17 protein-coding genes, 1 tRNA gene, 2 rRNA genes, 1 other RNA gene and 1 other annotated feature are annotated in these 17,706 nt (G+C 43.4%); of the genes, 16 read left to right on the forward strand and 5 right to left on the reverse strand.

The features are described from left to right. Window positions 1-154: 154 nt before the first annotated feature. Window positions 155-271, forward strand: a 5S ribosomal RNA gene (rrf, locus tag AB685_RS21210). A gap of 116 nt (window positions 272-387) precedes the next feature. Beyond that, on the forward strand, window positions 388-519 hold the full coding sequence (locus tag AB685_RS32425; protein ID WP_277814302.1) for a hypothetical protein: 132 nt from the start codon (window positions 388-390) through the stop codon (window positions 517-519). A gap of 226 nt (window positions 520-745) precedes the next feature. On the opposite strand, the gene AB685_RS21220 is transcribed toward AB685_RS32425, so the two are convergent. Beyond that, window positions 746-1,714, reverse strand: a complete 969-nt coding sequence (locus AB685_RS21220; RefSeq protein WP_047972585.1) for a YaaC family protein — start codon at window positions 1,712-1,714, stop codon at window positions 746-748. A gap of 138 nt (window positions 1,715-1,852) precedes the next feature. On the opposite strand from AB685_RS21220, the gene guaB reads away from it, so the two are divergent. The 6 genes from guaB (at window position 1,853) to AB685_RS21250 (ending at window position 8,593) form a co-directional block, all read left to right on the forward strand. Further along, on the forward strand, window positions 1,853-3,316 hold the full coding sequence (gene guaB / locus AB685_RS21225; RefSeq protein ID WP_047972586.1) for an IMP dehydrogenase: 1,464 nt from the start codon (window positions 1,853-1,855) through the stop codon (window positions 3,314-3,316). Window positions 3,317-3,494: 178 nt separating this feature from the next. Continuing rightward, a complete protein-coding gene (locus AB685_RS21230; RefSeq protein WP_047972600.1) occupies window positions 3,495-4,805 on the forward strand; it encodes a D-alanyl-D-alanine carboxypeptidase family protein in 1,311 nt (436 codons plus the stop codon). Between the two features lie 295 nt (window positions 4,806-5,100). Then, complete coding sequence (pdxS, locus tag AB685_RS21235) at window positions 5,101-5,988, forward strand: pyridoxal 5'-phosphate synthase lyase subunit PdxS (RefSeq protein WP_047972587.1); 888 nt, start codon at window positions 5,101-5,103, stop codon at window positions 5,986-5,988. Between the two features lie 18 nt (window positions 5,989-6,006). Beyond that, complete coding sequence (gene pdxT / locus AB685_RS21240; protein WP_047972588.1) at window positions 6,007-6,582, forward strand: pyridoxal 5'-phosphate synthase glutaminase subunit PdxT; 576 nt, start codon at window positions 6,007-6,009, stop codon at window positions 6,580-6,582. A 62-nt stretch (window positions 6,583-6,644) separates the two neighbouring features. Continuing rightward, window positions 6,645-6,879 (forward strand) — a binding site (T-box leader). Window positions 6,880-7,126: 247 nt separating this feature from the next. Next, on the forward strand, window positions 7,127-8,404 hold the full coding sequence (gene serS, locus AB685_RS21245) for a serine--tRNA ligase (RefSeq protein ID WP_047972589.1): 1,278 nt from the start codon (window positions 7,127-7,129) through the stop codon (window positions 8,402-8,404). 96 nt (window positions 8,405-8,500) lie between these two features. Next, window positions 8,501-8,593: transfer RNA gene (locus AB685_RS21250), tRNA-Ser, on the forward strand. Between the two features lie 579 nt (window positions 8,594-9,172). Here AB685_RS21250 and AB685_RS21255 read toward each other — a convergent pair. The 4 genes from AB685_RS21255 to AB685_RS21270 all read right to left on the reverse strand — a co-directional run bounded on the left by AB685_RS21255 (window position 9,173) and on the right by AB685_RS21270 (window position 12,591). Further along, window positions 9,173-9,841, reverse strand: a complete 669-nt coding sequence (locus AB685_RS21255; protein WP_047972590.1) for a deoxynucleoside kinase — start codon at window positions 9,839-9,841, stop codon at window positions 9,173-9,175. Then, entirely contained in the window at window positions 9,841-10,479 is a 639-nt protein-coding gene (locus tag AB685_RS21260) for a deoxynucleoside kinase (protein ID WP_047972591.1), read from the reverse strand. The genes AB685_RS21255 and AB685_RS21260 overlap by 1 nt, the downstream gene beginning before the upstream one ends. Window positions 10,480-10,667: 188 nt before the next feature. Then, window positions 10,668-11,978, reverse strand: coding sequence for a glycoside hydrolase family 18 protein (locus AB685_RS21265; protein WP_047972592.1), 1,311 nt, complete (start codon window positions 11,976-11,978; stop codon window positions 10,668-10,670). 67 nt (window positions 11,979-12,045) lie between these two features. Further along, window positions 12,046-12,591 carry an isochorismatase family cysteine hydrolase gene (locus AB685_RS21270; RefSeq protein ID WP_047972593.1) on the reverse strand — a complete coding sequence of 182 codons (546 nt, stop codon included), beginning with the start codon at window positions 12,589-12,591 and terminating at the stop codon, window positions 12,046-12,048. Window positions 12,592-12,672: 81 nt separating this feature from the next. Here AB685_RS21270 and tadA point away from each other — a divergent pair, with 81 nt between their 5' ends. The 8 genes from tadA to AB685_RS21305 all read left to right on the forward strand — a co-directional run. After that, window positions 12,673-13,161 (forward strand): tRNA adenosine(34) deaminase TadA, encoded by a 489-nt coding sequence (tadA, locus tag AB685_RS21275; protein ID WP_047972594.1) that lies wholly within the window; start codon window positions 12,673-12,675, stop codon window positions 13,159-13,161. Between the two features lie 98 nt (window positions 13,162-13,259). Then, window positions 13,260-13,524, forward strand: an RNA gene (gene ffs / locus AB685_RS30520) — signal recognition particle sRNA large type. 296 nt (window positions 13,525-13,820) lie between these two features. Beyond that, window positions 13,821-15,512: a DNA polymerase III subunit gamma/tau gene (dnaX, locus tag AB685_RS21280; protein WP_047972595.1), complete on the forward strand. Its 1,692-nt coding sequence runs from the start codon at window positions 13,821-13,823 to the stop codon at window positions 15,510-15,512. 41 nt (window positions 15,513-15,553) lie between these two features. Then, window positions 15,554-15,880: a YbaB/EbfC family nucleoid-associated protein gene (locus tag AB685_RS21285; RefSeq protein ID WP_128755924.1), complete on the forward strand. Its 327-nt coding sequence runs from the start codon at window positions 15,554-15,556 to the stop codon at window positions 15,878-15,880. Window positions 15,881-15,890: 10 nt separating this feature from the next. After that, a complete protein-coding gene (gene recR, locus AB685_RS21290) occupies window positions 15,891-16,487 on the forward strand; it encodes a recombination mediator RecR (protein ID WP_047972597.1) in 597 nt (198 codons plus the stop codon). An 83-nt stretch (window positions 16,488-16,570) separates the two neighbouring features. Then, window positions 16,571-16,783, forward strand: a complete 213-nt coding sequence (locus tag AB685_RS21295; RefSeq protein ID WP_047972598.1) for a YaaL family protein — start codon at window positions 16,571-16,573, stop codon at window positions 16,781-16,783. Between the two features lie 127 nt (window positions 16,784-16,910). Continuing rightward, the gene (locus tag AB685_RS21300) at window positions 16,911-17,174 is read left to right on the forward strand and encodes a pro-sigmaK processing inhibitor BofA family protein (RefSeq protein WP_047972599.1); all 264 of its coding nucleotides are present in this window, start codon (window positions 16,911-16,913) and stop codon (window positions 17,172-17,174) included. 353 nt (window positions 17,175-17,527) lie between these two features. Further along, window positions 17,528-17,706: ribosomal RNA gene (locus tag AB685_RS21305) — 16S ribosomal RNA — on the forward strand; the annotation flags it as partial.

Below are 17,706 nucleotides of genomic sequence, written 5' to 3' on the forward strand. Positions count from 1 at the left end.
ATCAGGTAGATAGGTTCGAGGTGGAAGCGTGGCGACACGTGCAGCTGACGAATACTAATCGATCGAGGACTTAACCCAAAACATTTGAACGATAGGAATACCTTGATATGAACACATTATCTAGTTTTGAAGGATCAACCTTCAACTGAATATGTCTGGTAATGATGGCGAAGAGGCCACACCCGTTCCCATACCGAACACGGAAGTTAAGCTCTTCAGCGCCGATGGTAGTTGGGGGATCTCCCCCTGTGAGAGTAGGACGTTGCCAGGCAAATGAAAGAGACCAGTGCTTATGCGCTGGTTTTTTGGGTTTTCATGAGTGGTGACCGTAAGGTCAACTAGGTAGAATAATCGACGTTCTTTTTTGGATAGATAACATATGTTCGAGTGGCGGGTTCAGAGGAGCAAGCAGGTCAAGGAAGCGAAAGAGGGAGGACCGGAGTGTACGTTCATCGGGTACACGAGGACCGGACCGACCGAGCTGACGAAGAGATGCGCCGCTCCTATGAAGTCGCCTAGAACACGGAAGTTAAGCTCTGCGGCGCCGATGGTAGTTGGGGGATCTCCCCCTGTGAGAGTAGGACGTTGCCAGGCAAATGGAAAGGACCAGTGCTTATTAAATTAGGCGCTGGTTTTTTTGTGTTTTCATAATTCGTGAAAGGATAAGATATGCGTAGTTTGAGCCGTGGGGACCGTGAGGCACACACAGGGTACACGAGAAAAGGGAGGAGACCTGCTATGCCCTCTATGCCTCCCTATTGATTCCAAACGTACTCAACAGATAACCATGCAAGTAAAAAGGGATTTTGGTGTATGCGACATCAAGAAACTGGTTGATGAGAGAAAGATCGCTGCTGTTGAAAGTATGTAGCAATTCTCCCCACCATTCCGTTTCATACCTGCAGATCATGCTTAAGTTATATAAAAGGAGATAGTGCGCAAGTATTTCCGGGAAAAAGGTTAGCTGTTCCTTTTTCCGTGGAATGTATAGGGCACTTTTTTCATAGTTGTAAAGCAAAGGCGAGTAATTAAATGATGCATTGTTTTTAGTTTCCTTAAAAAGAAGACATTCGTCTTTCACGGAGTCTAATTCATAGAAAGTCTGTTTAAGAAAATATTGGGTGAAACGGTCCTTCGTCATTTTGTAATCATCAAGTATGGAGAACGGAATCTTTATGAACTCTTCCGTCACCTTTCCAACAGGGAGAAATGGGGATTTATTTTTTGTTATTTTTAAAGTTGTTTCTAGTTCCGGGATGGAAAAAAGCAGATCCTGCATGGAATATTTTGTTCCTTCTGTTTGTTTCACATGGAACATTTTGTCGCTAAAGTGCGAAAAGAGTCCGTTCTTTTGAACTTTCACTTCATCTTGGATAAATTCGTAGCTTTGCTTTTTTCTTTTTCGGGTGGAGACACCATGAGCCAGGACAGAGGTGGATTCAGGATATAGAGGATCCACTGTTAATAAACAGGCTTTAATTAATTGAACCATTCCATAAAACAGTAGGACAGGTTTAATGGAGGTGGGGGTATTACTTGATTGATGTAGATAGGTCAATCCATGTTCCACATAATAAATGAAGCTGTAGGCGTTTTGGTAACTCTTTTGTTCATATTGTTCAATTTTCTGCTTTTGATAGCTGATCTTTAGCAACTTCTGGGCGGTTTCAACAGATTGGAATGGGTAGAATAGATGTAAGAATGGAGCTGTCAACGAATCCACGTCCTTGCTAAAATATATAGTAAGAATAGTTAGAAAAAATAAACTTATGTTACTGTCCTTGACAGTATTTTGTCCAGTTGATACTCTACTATAAATATAATCGAGAATAAAAAGGGGGAAAATTTTGTCATGTGGGAAAGTAAATTCGCTAAAGAAGGCTTAACATTTGATGATGTACTATTAGTGCCAGCCAAATCAGAGGTATTACCACGAGATGTTGATTTAAAAGTGAAATTGACGGAAACATTGCAATTGAATGTGCCTATAATCAGTGCAGGGATGGATACGGTGACGGAAGCGGAAATGGCAATTGCCATGGCACGACAAGGCGGTTTGGGAATCATCCACAAGAATATGTCGATTGAGCAACAAGCTGAACAAGTGGACAAGGTAAAGCGCTCCGAAAGAGGAGTAATTACCGACCCATTCTTTTTAACACCTGAACATCAAGTCTTCGATGCAGAACACCTAATGGGGAAATACAGAATATCAGGTGTTCCGATAGTGAACAATCAAGGTGAGCAGAAACTTGTCGGAATTTTGACGAATCGTGATTTACGATTCATCCAAGATTACTCGATTCCAATTTCCGATGTCATGACAAAAGAAAATTTGGTTACAGGTTCTGTTGGAACCACTTTGGAAGAAGCGGAAAGCATTTTACAAAAGTACAAAATTGAAAAACTCCCTCTTGTAGATGATGAAGGCATATTAAAGGGCCTTATTACCATTAAGGATATAGAAAAAGTTATTGAGTTCCCACATTCAGCAAAGGATAGTCAAGGTCGCCTGCTTGTTGGTGCAGCAGTGGGGGTAACAGGAGATACGATGCTTCGTGTGGAGAAACTGGTCCAAAAGAGTGTGGATGCCATTGTTGTGGATACCGCACATGGGCATTCTCAAGGTGTTCTTGATACTGTCAGGAGAATTAGAGATAAATATCCGAATGTGAACATTATTGCTGGGAATGTTGCAACGGCAGAAGCAACGCGTGACTTGGTAGAAGCTGGTGCCAATGTCATTAAAGTGGGCATCGGGCCGGGCTCCATCTGTACCACTCGTGTAGTGGCTGGTGTTGGAGTTCCACAAATTACAGCAGTATATGATTGTGCAACAGAGGCTAGAAAATTAGGCGTATCCATTATTGCGGACGGGGGAATCAAGTATTCCGGAGATATTGTGAAGGCTCTTGCCGCCGGCGGGCACGCGGTTATGCTTGGCAGTATGCTTGGCGGAACGTCTGAAAGCCCTGGAGATACAGAGATCTTCCAAGGTAGACGCTTTAAAGTTTACCGCGGCATGGGTTCAGTAGGTGCGATGGAAAAAGGAAGTAAGGACCGTTATTTCCAAGAGGATAATAAGAAATTTGTTCCAGAAGGAATAGAAGGCCGTATTCCATACAAAGGCCCTGTTTCTGACACCATTTACCAGATGGTTGGCGGCCTGCGTTCCGGTATGGGATATTGCGGGACAAAAGACTTACAGGAATTAAGAGAAAATGCGCAATTTGTGAAGATGACGGGCGCAGGCTTGCGTGAAAGTCACCCGCATGATGTGCAAATTACCAAAGAATCTCCTAATTATTCCGTATAATTTAGCTTTATAGGTGTTTAGTCTTATATTAGACAGAGGAAGAAGTAGTCTTTCTCTGTCTATTTTTTTTCGACATAGTGTGATAAAATAACGACTATGTGAAAAATTATGTGGAGGGTACTTAATTGTGACAAAGAAAAACTTTCAACGCGTTATTGCTAGTTTACTAACCATTGTGATGCTAACAACCATTTTTTCGATACAAGGTGTAAAAGCGGAGGGGAATAATCCCCATTTAGATATAAATGCAGAAGCTGCATTACTTCTTGAACAAAACACCGGAAAAATCATTTACCAAAAGAACATCGATTCCGTTCTTGGGATCGCAAGTATGACCAAAATGATGAGTGAGTACTTAATCCTTGAAGCGATCAGTGAAGGGAAGCTTGCTACAGATGATCAATACAATGTAAATGAGTATGTATGGACCATCTCCCATGATCGCAGTCTTTCCAATGTACCTCTTCGTAGAGATGGGACCTACAATGTACAGGAACTTTATGAAGCGATGGCAATCTATTCTGCCAATGGAGCAACGATTGCGCTGGCGGAAATGGTAGCTGGCACGGAAACAGAATTTGTAAAAAAGATGAACGAAAAGGCTGAAGAATTAGGTCTGGAAGATTATAGATTTGTTAATTCAACAGGTTTGAATAATGCAGATTTATACGGTATGCATCCGGATGGAACAGAAGCAAATGAAGAAAATGTAATGTCTGCACGTGCAACTGCTAAACTTGCTTACCATCTATTGAAAGACTTCCCGGAAATTCTTGAAACTGCAAGCATTCCGAAGAAAAAATTCAGAGAAGGTACAGATGATGAAATTGATATGTCCAACTGGAACTGGATGCTACCTGGCCTTATTTCGGAATATGAAGGAGTAGACGGACTTAAAACCGGTTTTACCGATTTTGCTGGATACAACTTTACAGGAACTATCGAAAAGGATGGCATGAGATTTATTTCCGTAGTAATGGATGCTAGAAATGCTGATGGCCAGCCTCAGGATACAGCACGTTTTGCAGAAACTAGAAAACTATTTGATTATGGCTTTGCGAACTACTCGCTTAAAGAAGTATTTCCATCTAACTACCAAGTAGATAAGAACTCTAACTTGAAAGTAGTAAAAGGGAAAGAAAAGCAAGTGGAAGTGGAAACCAGTAAAGAAATGAACGTTCTGGTCAAGCGCGGAGAAGAAGAGAGTTTCGAGCCGTTGTATGTGTTTGATGAAGAAGTAGTAAATGAAGAAGAAGAGATTACAGCACCTTTTGAAGAAGGTACAAAAGTAGGCCACATGACGGTTAACTATACGGGTGAAGAAGAAGACCTTGGTTACCTGTTTGAGGAACAAGGTGCCAAAGTGGACCTTGTAACCAAAGAAGGCGTAGAGAAAGCGAACTGGTTTGTGCTTTCCATGCGCGCAATTGGTGGATTCTTTGCAGATCTATGGTCCACAGTGGTTGGAGCAGTTAAGGGTCTATTTTAATATACTTTGTTAAATTGATATAAATGCTTGGAAGCGCTCCTGAATCAGGTGAACTTTCGGGCATTTTGTCTATCTTAAGCATTAGTGTAATCTTCCGTTGAAGGGAGATGTTATGCTTAGGAGGAAGAGAGAAAGCGCAAAAGCCGAATCTTTTTAAATAGTGGCAGGGTAATCTTTCGATTTTTTATTAGGATTTTTCTAAAATTTAAGGTAAAATAAAGAGCGTGTTAGTAAATTATATGGACATGGTCCATTTTATGAAAAAATTTTTTTATACATATAGGAGGACTAATCGATGACACATCAAACAGGTACGGATCGTGTAAAACGTGGAATGGCGGAAATGCAAAAAGGCGGCGTTATCATGGACGTTGTTAATGCAGAGCAGGCAAGAATTGCGGAAGAAGCTGGTGCGGTTGCTGTAATGGCTCTTGAGCGTGTTCCTGCTGATATTCGTGCAGCTGGTGGAGTTGCCCGTATGGCAGATCCTACAATCGTGGAAGAGGTAATGAAGGCAGTATCCATTCCGGTAATGGCTAAAGCCCGTATCGGCCATATCGTAGAAGCTCGTGTATTAGAAGCTATGGGTGTGGACTACATCGATGAGAGTGAAGTATTGACTCCAGCCGATGAAGAATACCACTTGGACAAGCGCCAATACAAAGTACCTTTCGTATGTGGTTGTCGTGATCTAGGGGAAGCTGCACGCCGTATTGGTGAAGGTGCTTCCATGCTTCGTACAAAAGGTGAGCCGGGTACAGGAAACATCGTAGAAGCGGTTCGTCATATCCGTAAAGTGAATGCACAAGTTCGTAAAGTGGTAGGGATGAACGAAGATGAATTGATGACAGAGGCTAAGCTTTTAGGAGCTCCATTTGAGTTACTTCTTGAAATCAAGCGTAATGGCCGTCTACCAGTTGTCAACTTCGCAGCAGGTGGAATTGCAACTCCAGCTGATGCAGCATTGATGATGCAATTGGGATGTGATGGGGTATTTGTTGGATCTGGTATCTTCAAATCCGAGAACCCTGCTAAGTTTGCTCGTGCAATCGTGGAAGCAACTACTCACTATGAAGATTATGAATTGATTGCAAGCCTATCCAAAGGATTGGGAACTGCAATGAAAGGTATCGAAATCTCTACACTATTACCTGAAAATCGCATGCAAGAGCGTGGCTGGTAAGTAAAGGAGTTTTAACGTATGGTGAAGGTTGGAGTCTTGGGACTTCAAGGTGCAGTTCGGGAACATGTACGATCCATTGAAGCATCTGGAGCAGAAGCAATTGTAGTGAAAAGAGCGGAGCAGCTCACTGAAATAGATGGCCTGATCATTCCAGGCGGCGAGAGTACCACAATGCGCCGACTCATTGATAAGTATTCCTTCATGCAGCCATTGAGAGAGTTCGGTGCAAGTGGAAAGCCTGTGTTTGGTACATGTGCCGGGCTCATTCTGATTGCAAATGAGATTGTTGGCTATGAAGAGCCGCACTTGGCTTTTATGGATGCGAAAGTGGAACGTAACTCTTTCGGCCGTCAGGTGGACAGCTTTGAAGCGGAGCTGGATATTGCAGGTGTTGCAGAGGATTTTGTCGGAGTGTTTATCCGCGCGCCGCATATTGTCGAAGTCGGAGAAAATGTGGAAGTGCTTTGCAAACATAACGGTCGGATAGTCGCTGCACGCCAAGGACAATTTCTTGGATGTTCATTCCATCCGGAATTGACAGAGGACCACCGTATTACACAGTATTTCGTCAATATGGTGAAAGAGTCCAAATAATTAGGTATAAAACTATTGCATGAAAGAGAAACTTGTAGTAGATTATCTAATAAGAAAATATTGCTAAAGCGTTGATAGGAAAAAGTAGCATGCTGCACATACCAAAAGAGAGTCGGTGGCTGGTGAAAACCGATGTATGACACTTGTGAATCCATCCTTGAGCACTTGGCCGAATTGCCTTAGTGGCATAGTAAGTCAAATCGGTAAGATTATTACCGTTATCGAATGAAGTGGGAGAAGGCGATAGGTCTTTTTCAACAAGGGTGGCAACACGGGAATTCAACTCTCGTCCCTATTAGGGGACGGGGGTTTTTTGTGTTTTCAAACGGAGAATTCTCGATGAACTCCCTGTTGATTTCCGTTCCAGGTATTCGCTTTCCGCGGGGCGTGTGCTTGAGCCTCCTCACAACGCTTCATGGGTCTCCTCAACCTACCGCTACCTCCCGCCGGAGTCTCATACCTTGCACTACAATCACCAGGGGGATGCTGTGATACCCCTACCCTTTTGGGTTATATTTTTAGAATAAAAAAAGGAGGAACTATTATGTTGGAATTAAAGTTATTGCGTGCCAATTTTGAAGAGATTAAAGGGAAGCTTCAGCACAGAGGGGAGGATCTTTCTGATCTGGACCGCTTTGAAGAGCTGGATGCGAAAAGAAGGGACCTTCTGGTACAAACGGAGCAGCTGAAAAGCAAGCGTAACGAGGTTTCCCAACAGATTGCTGCCATGAAACGTGAAAAGCAGGATGCAGATCATCTGATTAAGGAAATGCGCGAAGTGGGAGACAAAGTCAAGGAATTCGATGAGGAACTAAGAGAAGTGGAAGAAGCTTTGGAGCTATTGCTCCTGTCTATCCCAAACATTCCTCATGAAAGTGTTCCTGTTGGAGAAACAGAAGATGACAATGTAGAAGTCCGCAAATGGGGAGAGGTTCCAAGCTTCGGATTTGAAGCGAAAGCGCATTGGGACATCGCGAATGAGCTTGGCATTTTGGATTTCGAACGGGCTGGAAAAGTGACAGGAAGCCGCTTTGTTTTCTATCGTGGCTTGGGTGCAAGATTAGAGAGAGCACTGTTCAACTTTATGTTGGACCTGCATGTGGATGAGCATGGTTATACAGAAGTGCTACCACCTTACCTGGTAAACCGAGCGAGCATGACGGGGACAGGTCAGTTGCCTAAATTCGAAGAAGATGCTTTCTTGATTGAAAAAGAGGATTACTTCCTGGTACCAACAGCAGAGGTGCCTATCACGAACATGCATCGTGACGAGATATTAAACGGCGACCAGCTGCCGATCAATTATGCGGCATTCAGTGCTTGTTTCCGTTCTGAGGCTGGTTCTGCGGGGCGTGACACTCGCGGGCTAATCCGTCAGCATCAGTTTAATAAAGTCGAGCTTGTGAAGTTTGTAAAGCCGGAAGAATCTTATGAAGAACTCGAGAAGTTGACTGGGAATGCTGAAAAAGTGTTACAACTGCTTGGACTTCCTTACAGAGTCTTGAGCATGTGTACAGCGGATCTAGGATTTACAGCAGCCAAGAAATATGACATTGAAGTATGGATTCCAAGTGCGGAAACATACCGTGAGATTTCTTCTTGTAGTAATTTCGAGAGCTTTCAAGCACGCCGTGCAGGCATCCGTTTCCGCCGAGATCCAAAAGGGAAACCGGAGCATGTGCACACATTGAATGGATCTGGACTTGCAATCGGACGTACGGTGGCAGCACTCATCGAAAACTATCAGCAAGAGGATGGTTCTGTAGTGATTCCGGAAGTATTGCGTCCTTACATGGGTGGAAAAGAATTTTTGACTAAATAGTGAACATTGGAAGGATAGGGTGAAAAATACCTTTCCTTTCTGTTCTTCTTGTTGACATTGCATTTTCAAATATGATATATTACTTTTTGTCGATACGGAGGAATACCCAAGTCCGGCTGAAGGGATCGGTCTTGAAAACCGACAGGGGTGTCAAAGCCCGCGGGGGTTCGAATCCCTCTTCCTCCGCCATTGATTTTTAAATTAGGTTTTATATCTATAGCGCATAAACTGGAGTATGTTCGTTACATTATGGAGAAGTAACGACTTTTTTATTGCCAAAGATGAAGCGACGTCATCTTTATAGGCAATGTGTAAGCCGTCCGAATTGGGCGGCTTATTTTTTTTGCTGACTTACAGAGTTATAACAAACATGGTTATCTTAGAGCGGTTGATTTCCGTTGCAGGTGCTTCGCTTTCCTGCGGGCGGTCCGTGAGCCTCCTCGGGCTGCGCCCTGCGGGGTCTCAAGATTGTCGCTACTCCCCTGCAGGACAAGGATGGCTACGGCAGCGATACATCGCACGCAGAAAATGCTCGCATTTTCAAGGAGTCTACGCTATTTGCTCCAATCCACAGCTAGAAACCATTAAAAACAATTCTTTTTCAGTTTTTCAGTGCCCTCCTTCGTTGCGGGGTCTCACCTGCCCCTTCCTCCCGCGGGAGTCTACGCACCTTCCACTTCAATCAACTGGTTTTTCCGTTCAGCATAAGTTTTTAGACAAAAAAAAGACCGGGCAATTTACCGGGTCTTTTGATAAGGCTGTTACATACTATTTTTTCAATAATTGCGATTGCTTCATGTGGTGGGAGATCTTTTCGATAATCGGTTCAACGGAATCGGAATTCTTCAGTACATCGTACTCGTTAATGTTTAACCGCAAGACAGGGCAAGCATGGAAATTGTTAATCCATCTTTCGTAGCGCTCGTGCATTTCTTCCCAATAGGAGATAGGTGTCTGCTGTTCCATCGGGCGCCCACGTTCCTGGATACGTCCGAGAATATCATCTAAGCTTCCTTCTAGGTAGATCAATAGATCCGGGTGAGGGAAATATGGTGTCATCACCATTGCTTCAAAAAGGCTGGTGTATGTGTCATAATCGACCTGCGTCATCGTCCCTTTTTCATAATGCATATTGGCAAAGATGCCGGTGTCCTCGTAGATGGAACGGTCTTGGATGAATCCTCCACCATATTCGAAGATTTTTTTCTGGTCTTTGAAGCGTTCGGCCAGAAAGTAAATCTGTAAATGAAAGCTCCATCTTTCAAAATCGGCATAAAATTTATCCAGATATGGATTTGTATCCACTTTTTCAAAGGATGTACGAAAACCAAGGGCATTCGCCAAGGCGTTCGTCATGGTAGATTTTCCGACTCCCACTGTGCCGGCAATGGTGATCACTGCATTGGAGGGGATGCCGTATTTTTGACGTAAATTCATTACACGTTAACTCCTTTTTGCAAGGTATCTTTCAGCTGTTGGAAGATACGTTGTAGGTCTTCTTCTCGTTGTACGAAATCAACATCGTCTCCGTTGAAGCGCAGTATAGGCAAAGAAGGATATTGGTTTTCGAGGCGGTCCATCTCTTCATCATAGTCCAGACTAAGCTGTTGTAGATAAAGTGGATCAATTTTCTTCTCCATATCGCGGCCACGCATTTCAATTCTATTCAATAGCGTGTCCAGACTTGCGTTCAAGTAAATGATGACATTCGGTTTTGGCATATCACTTGTCAGAATATCATAGATTTGCAAGTACTTTTCATACTGCTTGTCCTTTAATGTCCGTTTTGCGAAAATTAGGTTCTTTAGGATATGGTAATCCGCAACAACAGGTGTATGCTTTTTCAGGTGATGCTGATCGATATCTTCGAGTTGTTTGAATCTATTACAAAGGAAAAACATTTCCGTTTGAAAGCTCCACTCATCAATGTTCTCATAAAACTTTCCAAGGAAAGGATTTTCGTCTACTATTTCTTTCAATAAATGATATTGGAACTCCTCAGCGATCTTTTTCGCGAGCGAGGTTTTTCCGACCCCGATAGGTCCTTCTACTGTTATAAATGGTGTTGCGTGCACCAGGATGCCCCCTTTACAAACGTAAGCAAAAATCTATATTTTGACAGACAATAAATATTCTATCATAGATGTGGTGTATGTGGTGGATGAATTTCTGTGCAAAGAAAAAAGACTGATTTTACTCAGTCTCATACTATAGAAAAACCTTAATCAACCTTTTGAGCCACCTCGGCTTATGCAATATAGACTCAATAGAAGTAATAAAAACGTTCTGTTGGATTTTTTACTACATTGAAATTATCTGTAATGAGCAACCAATTCTGCGGAAAAGGAAGCCCCAGTTTCCAATAGCTGATGCCCCTTAGGTTGAGTTCCTTGATGAGGTCGAATTTTGCTTGGATGGACCTGGCGTCCTCAAACCATACTTCATGTTCCTTGCCATCCTTGAAATAGTTGAAATGCGGGGCTTGAGCTTCCTCGTCGTATTGGATGGCGACATTATTGTCTGCGGCAAGCTGAATGGCAGCCTGCGGACTGATCGCTTTGGCAAACTCACCACCTGGCGTAAATGGAAGTGTCCAGTCGTAACCGTATAGGTTCTGTCCCATCATGATTTTCTCACTTGGCATTTCCGTTATCGCATATTCCAGCACTTCGCGGACCGGACCGATGGGGGACACAGCCATTGGAGGGCCACCGCTATACCCCCACTCATACGTCATAATGACAACAAAGTCCACGATTTCTCCATGAGCTTTATAATCATGTGCCTCATACCATTTGCCTTTCTGATCAGCTTTTGTTTTCGGGGCAAGTGCGGTGGAAATGAGCCACCCTTCCTGTTTGAACCGATCCCGGGCTTTGCGCAGGAAGGTGTTGTAGGCCTCCCGATCCGCTGGCCGCAAGTATTCAAAGTCAAAATGGATATCCTTGAAATTATACTTTTTCGCTGTGGCGACTATATTATCCAGAAATTTATTTTGAACATTCATGTCTGTTAAGATGACCTTTCCTAGTTCATCGCTAAATCCGTCTTCCTCAAGATTAGTGAGCACCATCATCAAGATGACATTGTCTTGTGCGGCAATCTGGGGAAGGTTCGTAAGGGGCGGCTCTTTAAGGGATCCATCCCGCAGAACTTGAAAGCTGAAGGGAGCAAGATACGTCAAATAAGGGGCTGCGTTTCGGGAACTCTGTTGAAGTTCCTCTGAAACCGTATCCCCGCGTGGCTCGACATACGCAATTATTTCCGCCTCCCGTTTCGGCTGTGGTGGGATATATAGCCGTAATCCGACCCGTAAAGGTGTAGCGGGATTCAGTTGGTTGACTTCTATTAAACGTTCGGGTGTCATATTATATCTTCTCGCAATTGAAAAGATCGTATCTCCCTGTTGGACAAAATAAAAGCGGCCTACTATAGGGATGACCAACGCCTGCCCTACAACCAATCTATCAGGGTTGGGAAGGTCGTTCGCTTCAATGATATCAGCAGGGGTGGTGGCATAGGCCTGTGCAATCCCTGTTAGAGTCTGTCCTTGGCTTACGACATGAATTTGCATGGTTCGTCCCTCCTATTCATTCTCCTTTATCAATGTATGAAGGAGAGGGGGGGTTCATGCTACAAACTCATGTGTCAGATAGTAACTTTTCTGTAGGACGTACATCGGCTTTAAGAACATTTTCCATCATCCTCAAGGCATACTCATTATCCTGTTCATCAGCTGATGCAATAGCATCGTTAGGAATACAAAGTCCAAACTCGCGCATGTACGCATCGTTTGCCGTAAACAGCACACAAATGTTACCTGCTATTCCAGCTAGAATAAGGTTTTTGACCTTCAACTGTGAGAGTAGCGTATGTAGGGCTGTACCAAAAAAAGCGGAGTGCTTCGGCTTTATCAGGAAAAAATCTTGATCGGTGGGCTGGAGTGCTTCAATAATCGGTGCACTGAGAGAGTTTGTGCATTTGTCCATGATTTTATCGTAGTCGGCCTGCCATAGGTTATAATGGTCATTGATATAGATGACTGGCCGTTTCCTCTTTTGCATCATTTTTTTTAGTCTCACGATATTCGGACAAATTATCGCGGATTTCTCCGCCAGAGCTTTTCCGTGCTTAAATTGAAAATCATTGATAATATCTATAATTAGTAAAGCGGAATGCTCCAACATGTTTTATCACCTCGCAAAGGTTAGTCTATGGATAAGTGGACGAGAATATAAACCAGGAAGTTAAAGAAAGGAAATATATATATGCAGGATGAACATTTCATGAACCTTGCTATTATGGAGGCAAAAAAGGCCGAAGCCTTAAGGGAAGTTCCAATTGGTGCCGTGCTTGTCCTGGAGGGGGAAGTGATTGCAAGCGCCTATAACTTAAGGGAAACGACGCAGCGTTCCATTACGCACGCGGAGATACTTGTTATAGACAAGGCTTGTGAAGCACTGAAAACATGGCGACTAGAGAATGCCACTTTATATGTGACACTTGAGCCGTGCCCGATGTGCGCGGGGGCCATCATTCAGTCACGGGTGAAAAAAGTGGTGTACGGAGCAAGAGATCCGAAGGCGGGATGTGCAGGTACGTTGATGAATCTCTTACAGGATGACAGGTTCAATCATCAGACCGAAGTTGTGAGCGGCGTGCTTGCAGACGAATGCGGAGAGCTCTTATCTTCCTTCTTCCGCAAATTACGCCAGGAAAAGAAAGAAAAGAAACAGCAAGCCGATAGTGCAACCTAAATATTTACAGGTGTAGATGGTTGCATTTTTTGATGTTACCCTTTATACTAAATTATGCGTCGAGTTAATGGCGCAACCAACTTATGGTTTTAATTTTGTCGTGCTAAGCGGGGAGGTAGCGGTGCCCTATACTCGCAATCCGCTCTAGCGAGGCTGAATCCCTTCTCGAGGTTAGTAGGCTGTAGGGTCTGCCTCAAGTAAGTGGTGTTGACACCTGGGTCCTGCGCAATGGGAACTCGTGAACCATGTCAGGTCCGGAAGGAAGCAGCATTAAGCGGACTCTCTCATGTGCCGCAGGGTTGCCTGGGTCGAGCTAACTGCTTGAGTAACGCTTATGGTGACTAATCGACGGAAGGTGCACGGCAGTTTAATAATAGTAATCAAACTCACTTCGGTTTCCGGGGTGAGTTTTTTTCATGATAGAAAAGAGTGTATTGGAGCGGAAGGCACTCGACTCCGACGGGAGGTAGCGGTAGGTTGAGACCCCTGAAGCGTTGTGAGGAGGCTCAAGCACCGCCCCGCGGAAAGCGAGTGCCTGCAGCGAAAAGAAACGGTCAAACTATACAACGAATTAATAACGATGACATGGAACAAACATTTTATTTTACCCAAGCCATACGGTATAATGAAAGAGGATAAAAAAGAAGGAGGGCATATTGGTGGCATATCAAGCTTTATACCGTGTTTTTCGACCGCAGCTGTTTGCAGATGTTGTGGGACAAGAACATATAACCAAAACCTTACAAAACGCCCTGCTTCAACAGAAGTTTTCCCATGCCTACTTGTTCTCCGGTCCAAGAGGAACAGGAAAAACAAGTGCGGCCAAAATTCTTGCCAAAGCGGTGAACTGTGAACATGCACCGGTTGCTGAACCCTGCAATGAATGCCCTTCCTGTAAAGGCATTACAAATGGGTCCATTTCAGATGTCATAGAAATTGATGCGGCCTCCAACAATGGAGTCGATGAAATCCGTGATATCCGGGACAAAGTCAAATATGCTCCAAGTTCAGTCAAATATAAAGTTTACATTATAGATGAAGTACATATGCTTTCCATCGGAGCGTTTAACGCGTTACTAAAGACACTAGAAGAACCTCCGAAACATGTCATCTTTATACTGGCTACAACAGAGCCTCATAAAATTCCTTTGACGATCATCTCGCGTTGTCAGCGGTTTGATTTTAAAAGAATCACAGGGGAGTCGATTGTCGGAAGGTTATCTACTGTCTTACAGGCTCAAGCAATAGAAGCGGAGCCACAAGCTCTGGCTGTCATTGCTCGAGCGGCCGAGGGTGGAATGCGGGATGCCCTCAGCCTGATGGACCAGGCAATCTCCTTTAGCGACGGGACGTTGACCATCGGAGATGCACTTGCCATTACTGGGTCTGTCTCGCAAACCTTCATAACAGATATTGTACATGGCTTGTATCATAAAAATGTGGCAGAGGCGCTGGATTCCCTGCATCAGGTTTTCCAATCCGGCAAGGATCCCGCAAGATTTTTGGAAGATCTCATCTTCTATTACCGTGACATGCTTTTATATAAAACGGCACCGAATCTTGAACAGATATTGGACAGAGTACAGGTGGATGAGGCGTTTCAACGTTTTGCCGAGGAAATCCCGGCGGAGACAATCTATGAAACGATTGATATCCTGAATAAAAGCCAGCAGGAAATGAAATGGACAAACCATCCACGTATTTACCTAGAAGTGGCTATAGTAAAGCTTTGTCAGCTTGAAGCCTCCACAAAGGAAGCGGCAAATCAAGATCAGGTGAATCTTTTGCAAAAGAAAATCACGGTGCTCGAAAGCAAAGTGAAGGAGCTTGTCGCAGGGAATGTAGGCGGAGCAGCGAAGACACCTGCAGCAAGTAAGGGGCCAGCAAGAAGCGGTGGAGGGTCCAGAAACGGGTTCAAGCCTGCTAGCGGTCGTATTCAAGAAGTACTAAAGCAGGCAACAAGAGGGGATCTAGAGAGCATCAAGGGCAGTTGGGCACAATTATTGGAAGCATTACGGAAGCAGAATAAAGTATCCCATGCAGCCTTGTTGACCGATAGCGAACCTGTAGCTGCAGCTAGCAGTGCTTTTGTGTTAAAGTTTAAATATGAAATACATTGCAAAATGGCATCCGATGAACCGGTCAAGCAGAATTTGGAGCAAATCATCCTTGAGCTTACCGGCAAGTCTTATGATATGCTGGCCGTTCCTGAAGAAGAATGGCTGAAGATAAGAGAAGGATTCATTCGCGGACAAAAAAGTGATGAAGAGGGCGACGAGGCAAAGGACGACCCTTTCATTGAGGAAGCGAAAAAACTCGTCGGTCCTGACCTTGTGGAAATAAAAGAATAAAAAAGTACACTATAAATTTAGTATTGGAGGAATTTATTATGATGCGTGGCGGCGGAATGGGTAACATGCAAAAAATGATGAAACAGATGCAAAAGATGCAAAAGGATATGGCGAAAGCTCAAGAAGAGCTGGCAGAAAAGACAATGGAAGGTACTGCTGGTGGCGGTATGGTTACAGTTGTTGTAAATGGACAGAAAGAAATCATCGAAGTAAATATTAAAGAAGAAGTAGTAGACCCAGAAGATATTGAAATGCTACAAGACTTGGTTTTAGCAGCAACTAACGACGCTCTTAAGAAAATGGAAGAGCTAACAAATGACACTATGGGTCAATTCACTAAAGGAATGAACATGCCAGGACTTTTCTAGGAGGACCTTTATGCACTATCCTGAGCCTATATCAAAGCTGATCGACAGCTTTATGAAATTGCCAGGTATCGGCCCAAAAACGGCCGCTCGTCTGGCTTTTTTCGTACTTAACATGAAAGAAGACACCGTACTGGATTTCGCAAAAGCACTCGTAAATGCAAAAAGAAATCTTTCCTATTGCTCTGTGTGTGGACATATCACCGACAAGGACCCTTGCTATATTTGCGAAGATAATAGAAGAGATAGAACAATTATATGCGTTGTGCAGGAAACCAAAGATGTAATTGCAATGGAAAAGATGAGGGACTATAACGGTCTATATCATGTCCTGCATGGGGCAATCTCCCCAATGGATGGTATCGGACCGGAAGATATCAAGATTCCAGAACTTATCAAACGATTGCAGGATGATGAAGTGCAGGAGCTAATTCTTGCAACCAATCCCAATATAGAAGGCGAAGCGACCGCCATGTATATTTCCAGACTATTAAAGCCATCCGGAATAAAAATGACTCGTATTGCTCATGGACTTCCTGTTGGCGGGGATCTAGAATATGCAGATGAAGTGACACTATCGAAAGCCCTTGAGGGAAGACGGGAAATCTAACAAATACTTTTCCCTTATATTCATTCATTAGTAAGCCAAGGTTACATGCAATGACTTAATTGGTAAAGGGGTTAACACAACCTATGTTCTTTCGTAAAAAAGATCGCTTAAAAAAAATGTTCGATGTCAAGTTAATGGATACAACAGAAGAATGTAAAAACCGCTGGTCGAAACAGAAGAGTCTGGTGGATAAGAGTGTGGACCCCTCAGAAGAAGTAATCTGCCAATTGAAAGTTGCAGAAGCTAAATATCTCTTCCTATTAAGGGAAGTCCGTACACGTATGGTGAAAAAGTAGCTGAGGGTTTTCTCTCAGCTACTTTTTTTGTTTCATCCTTGACAGCTTTAGAAATTCGCATAGCAAGTTCTTATTTGTCAGGGCCTTTCATATAGTTTAGTACAAGCTGGCAAGAGGAGGAAACAATATGGAACCTTTATTAGTAATAGGATTGATAGGTGGGTTGATCTTGCTCGTTCTGTTGGTAGGCACGCCAATCAAACCGTTGCGCTTCGCCGGACAGGCGCTTATAAAAGTAATGATTGGTGCACTCTTTTTATTCTTTTTGAATGCCTTTGGGAACTCAATGGGTATTCACGTACCAATCAATCCTGCTACAGCTGCAATCTCTGGTCTGTTGGGGATACCAGGTGTTATATCATTAGTAATCATTCAAATGTATATATTATAAGGGTGCATGATATTTCAGAAACTAATATAAAAAAGGAATATTCCACCTGAAACTGCCCTCATCAAAATAAAGAGGGTTTTTTTATTTTTATCATTGACTCCACATTAAAATAAATGGTATATTAGATTTCGTTGTCACAAACGACCGATTACACAGTTCAAAAATACTTTTTAAAAGTTGTTGACTTGTTTCGAGAGTATGTGGTAAGATAATAAAGTCGCTTCGAGAGAACGACGAAAAAGAGTTCTTTGAAAACTAAACAAAACAACAGCGTCAAACGTTGATCCTACGGGATTAACAAATGAACGAAAAGTAAGACAAGCTAGCAAATTTTGAGCAAAAGCTCAAACTCTTTATTGGAGAGTTTGATCCTGGCTCAGGACGAACGCTGGCGGCGTGCCTAATACATGCAAGTCGAGCGGACTTCTTAAAAGCTTGCTTTTAAGAAGTCAGCGGCGGACGGGTGAGTAACACGTGGGCAACCTGCCTGTGAGACTGGGATAACTTCGGGAAACCGGAGCTAATACCGGAT

The sequence above is a fragment of the Bacillus sp. LL01 genome, assembly GCF_001037965.1.

Excerpts from the sequence above, each read along its gene's own strand:
- AB685_RS21300 (WP_047972599.1), top strand. The coding sequence starts at position 16,911 with ATGGAACCTTTATTAGTAATAGGATTGATAGGTGGGTTGATCTTGCTC.
- pdxT (WP_047972588.1), top strand. The coding sequence starts at position 6,007 with ATGGTGAAGGTTGGAGTCTTGGGACTTCAAGGTGCAGTTCGGGAACAT.
- AB685_RS21270 (WP_047972593.1), bottom strand. The coding sequence starts at position 12,591 with ATGTTGGAGCATTCCGCTTTACTAATTATAGATATTATCAATGATTTT.
- tadA (WP_047972594.1), top strand. The coding sequence starts at position 12,673 with ATGCAGGATGAACATTTCATGAACCTTGCTATTATGGAGGCAAAAAAG.
- AB685_RS21285 (WP_128755924.1), top strand. The coding sequence starts at position 15,554 with ATGCGTGGCGGCGGAATGGGTAACATGCAAAAAATGATGAAACAGATG.
- recR (WP_047972597.1), top strand. The coding sequence starts at position 15,891 with ATGCACTATCCTGAGCCTATATCAAAGCTGATCGACAGCTTTATGAAA.
- AB685_RS21255 (WP_047972590.1), bottom strand. The coding sequence starts at position 9,841 with ATGAATTTACGTCAAAAATACGGCATCCCCTCCAATGCAGTGATCACC.
- AB685_RS21230 (WP_047972600.1), top strand. The coding sequence starts at position 3,495 with ATGCTAACAACCATTTTTTCGATACAAGGTGTAAAAGCGGAGGGGAAT.
- AB685_RS21295 (WP_047972598.1), top strand. The coding sequence starts at position 16,571 with ATGTTCTTTCGTAAAAAAGATCGCTTAAAAAAAATGTTCGATGTCAAG.
- pdxS (WP_047972587.1), top strand. The coding sequence starts at position 5,101 with ATGACACATCAAACAGGTACGGATCGTGTAAAACGTGGAATGGCGGAA.
- serS (WP_047972589.1), top strand. The coding sequence starts at position 7,127 with ATGTTGGAATTAAAGTTATTGCGTGCCAATTTTGAAGAGATTAAAGGG.
- AB685_RS21265 (WP_047972592.1), bottom strand. The coding sequence starts at position 11,978 with ATGCAAATTCATGTCGTAAGCCAAGGACAGACTCTAACAGGGATTGCA.
- guaB (WP_047972586.1), top strand. The coding sequence starts at position 1,853 with ATGTGGGAAAGTAAATTCGCTAAAGAAGGCTTAACATTTGATGATGTA.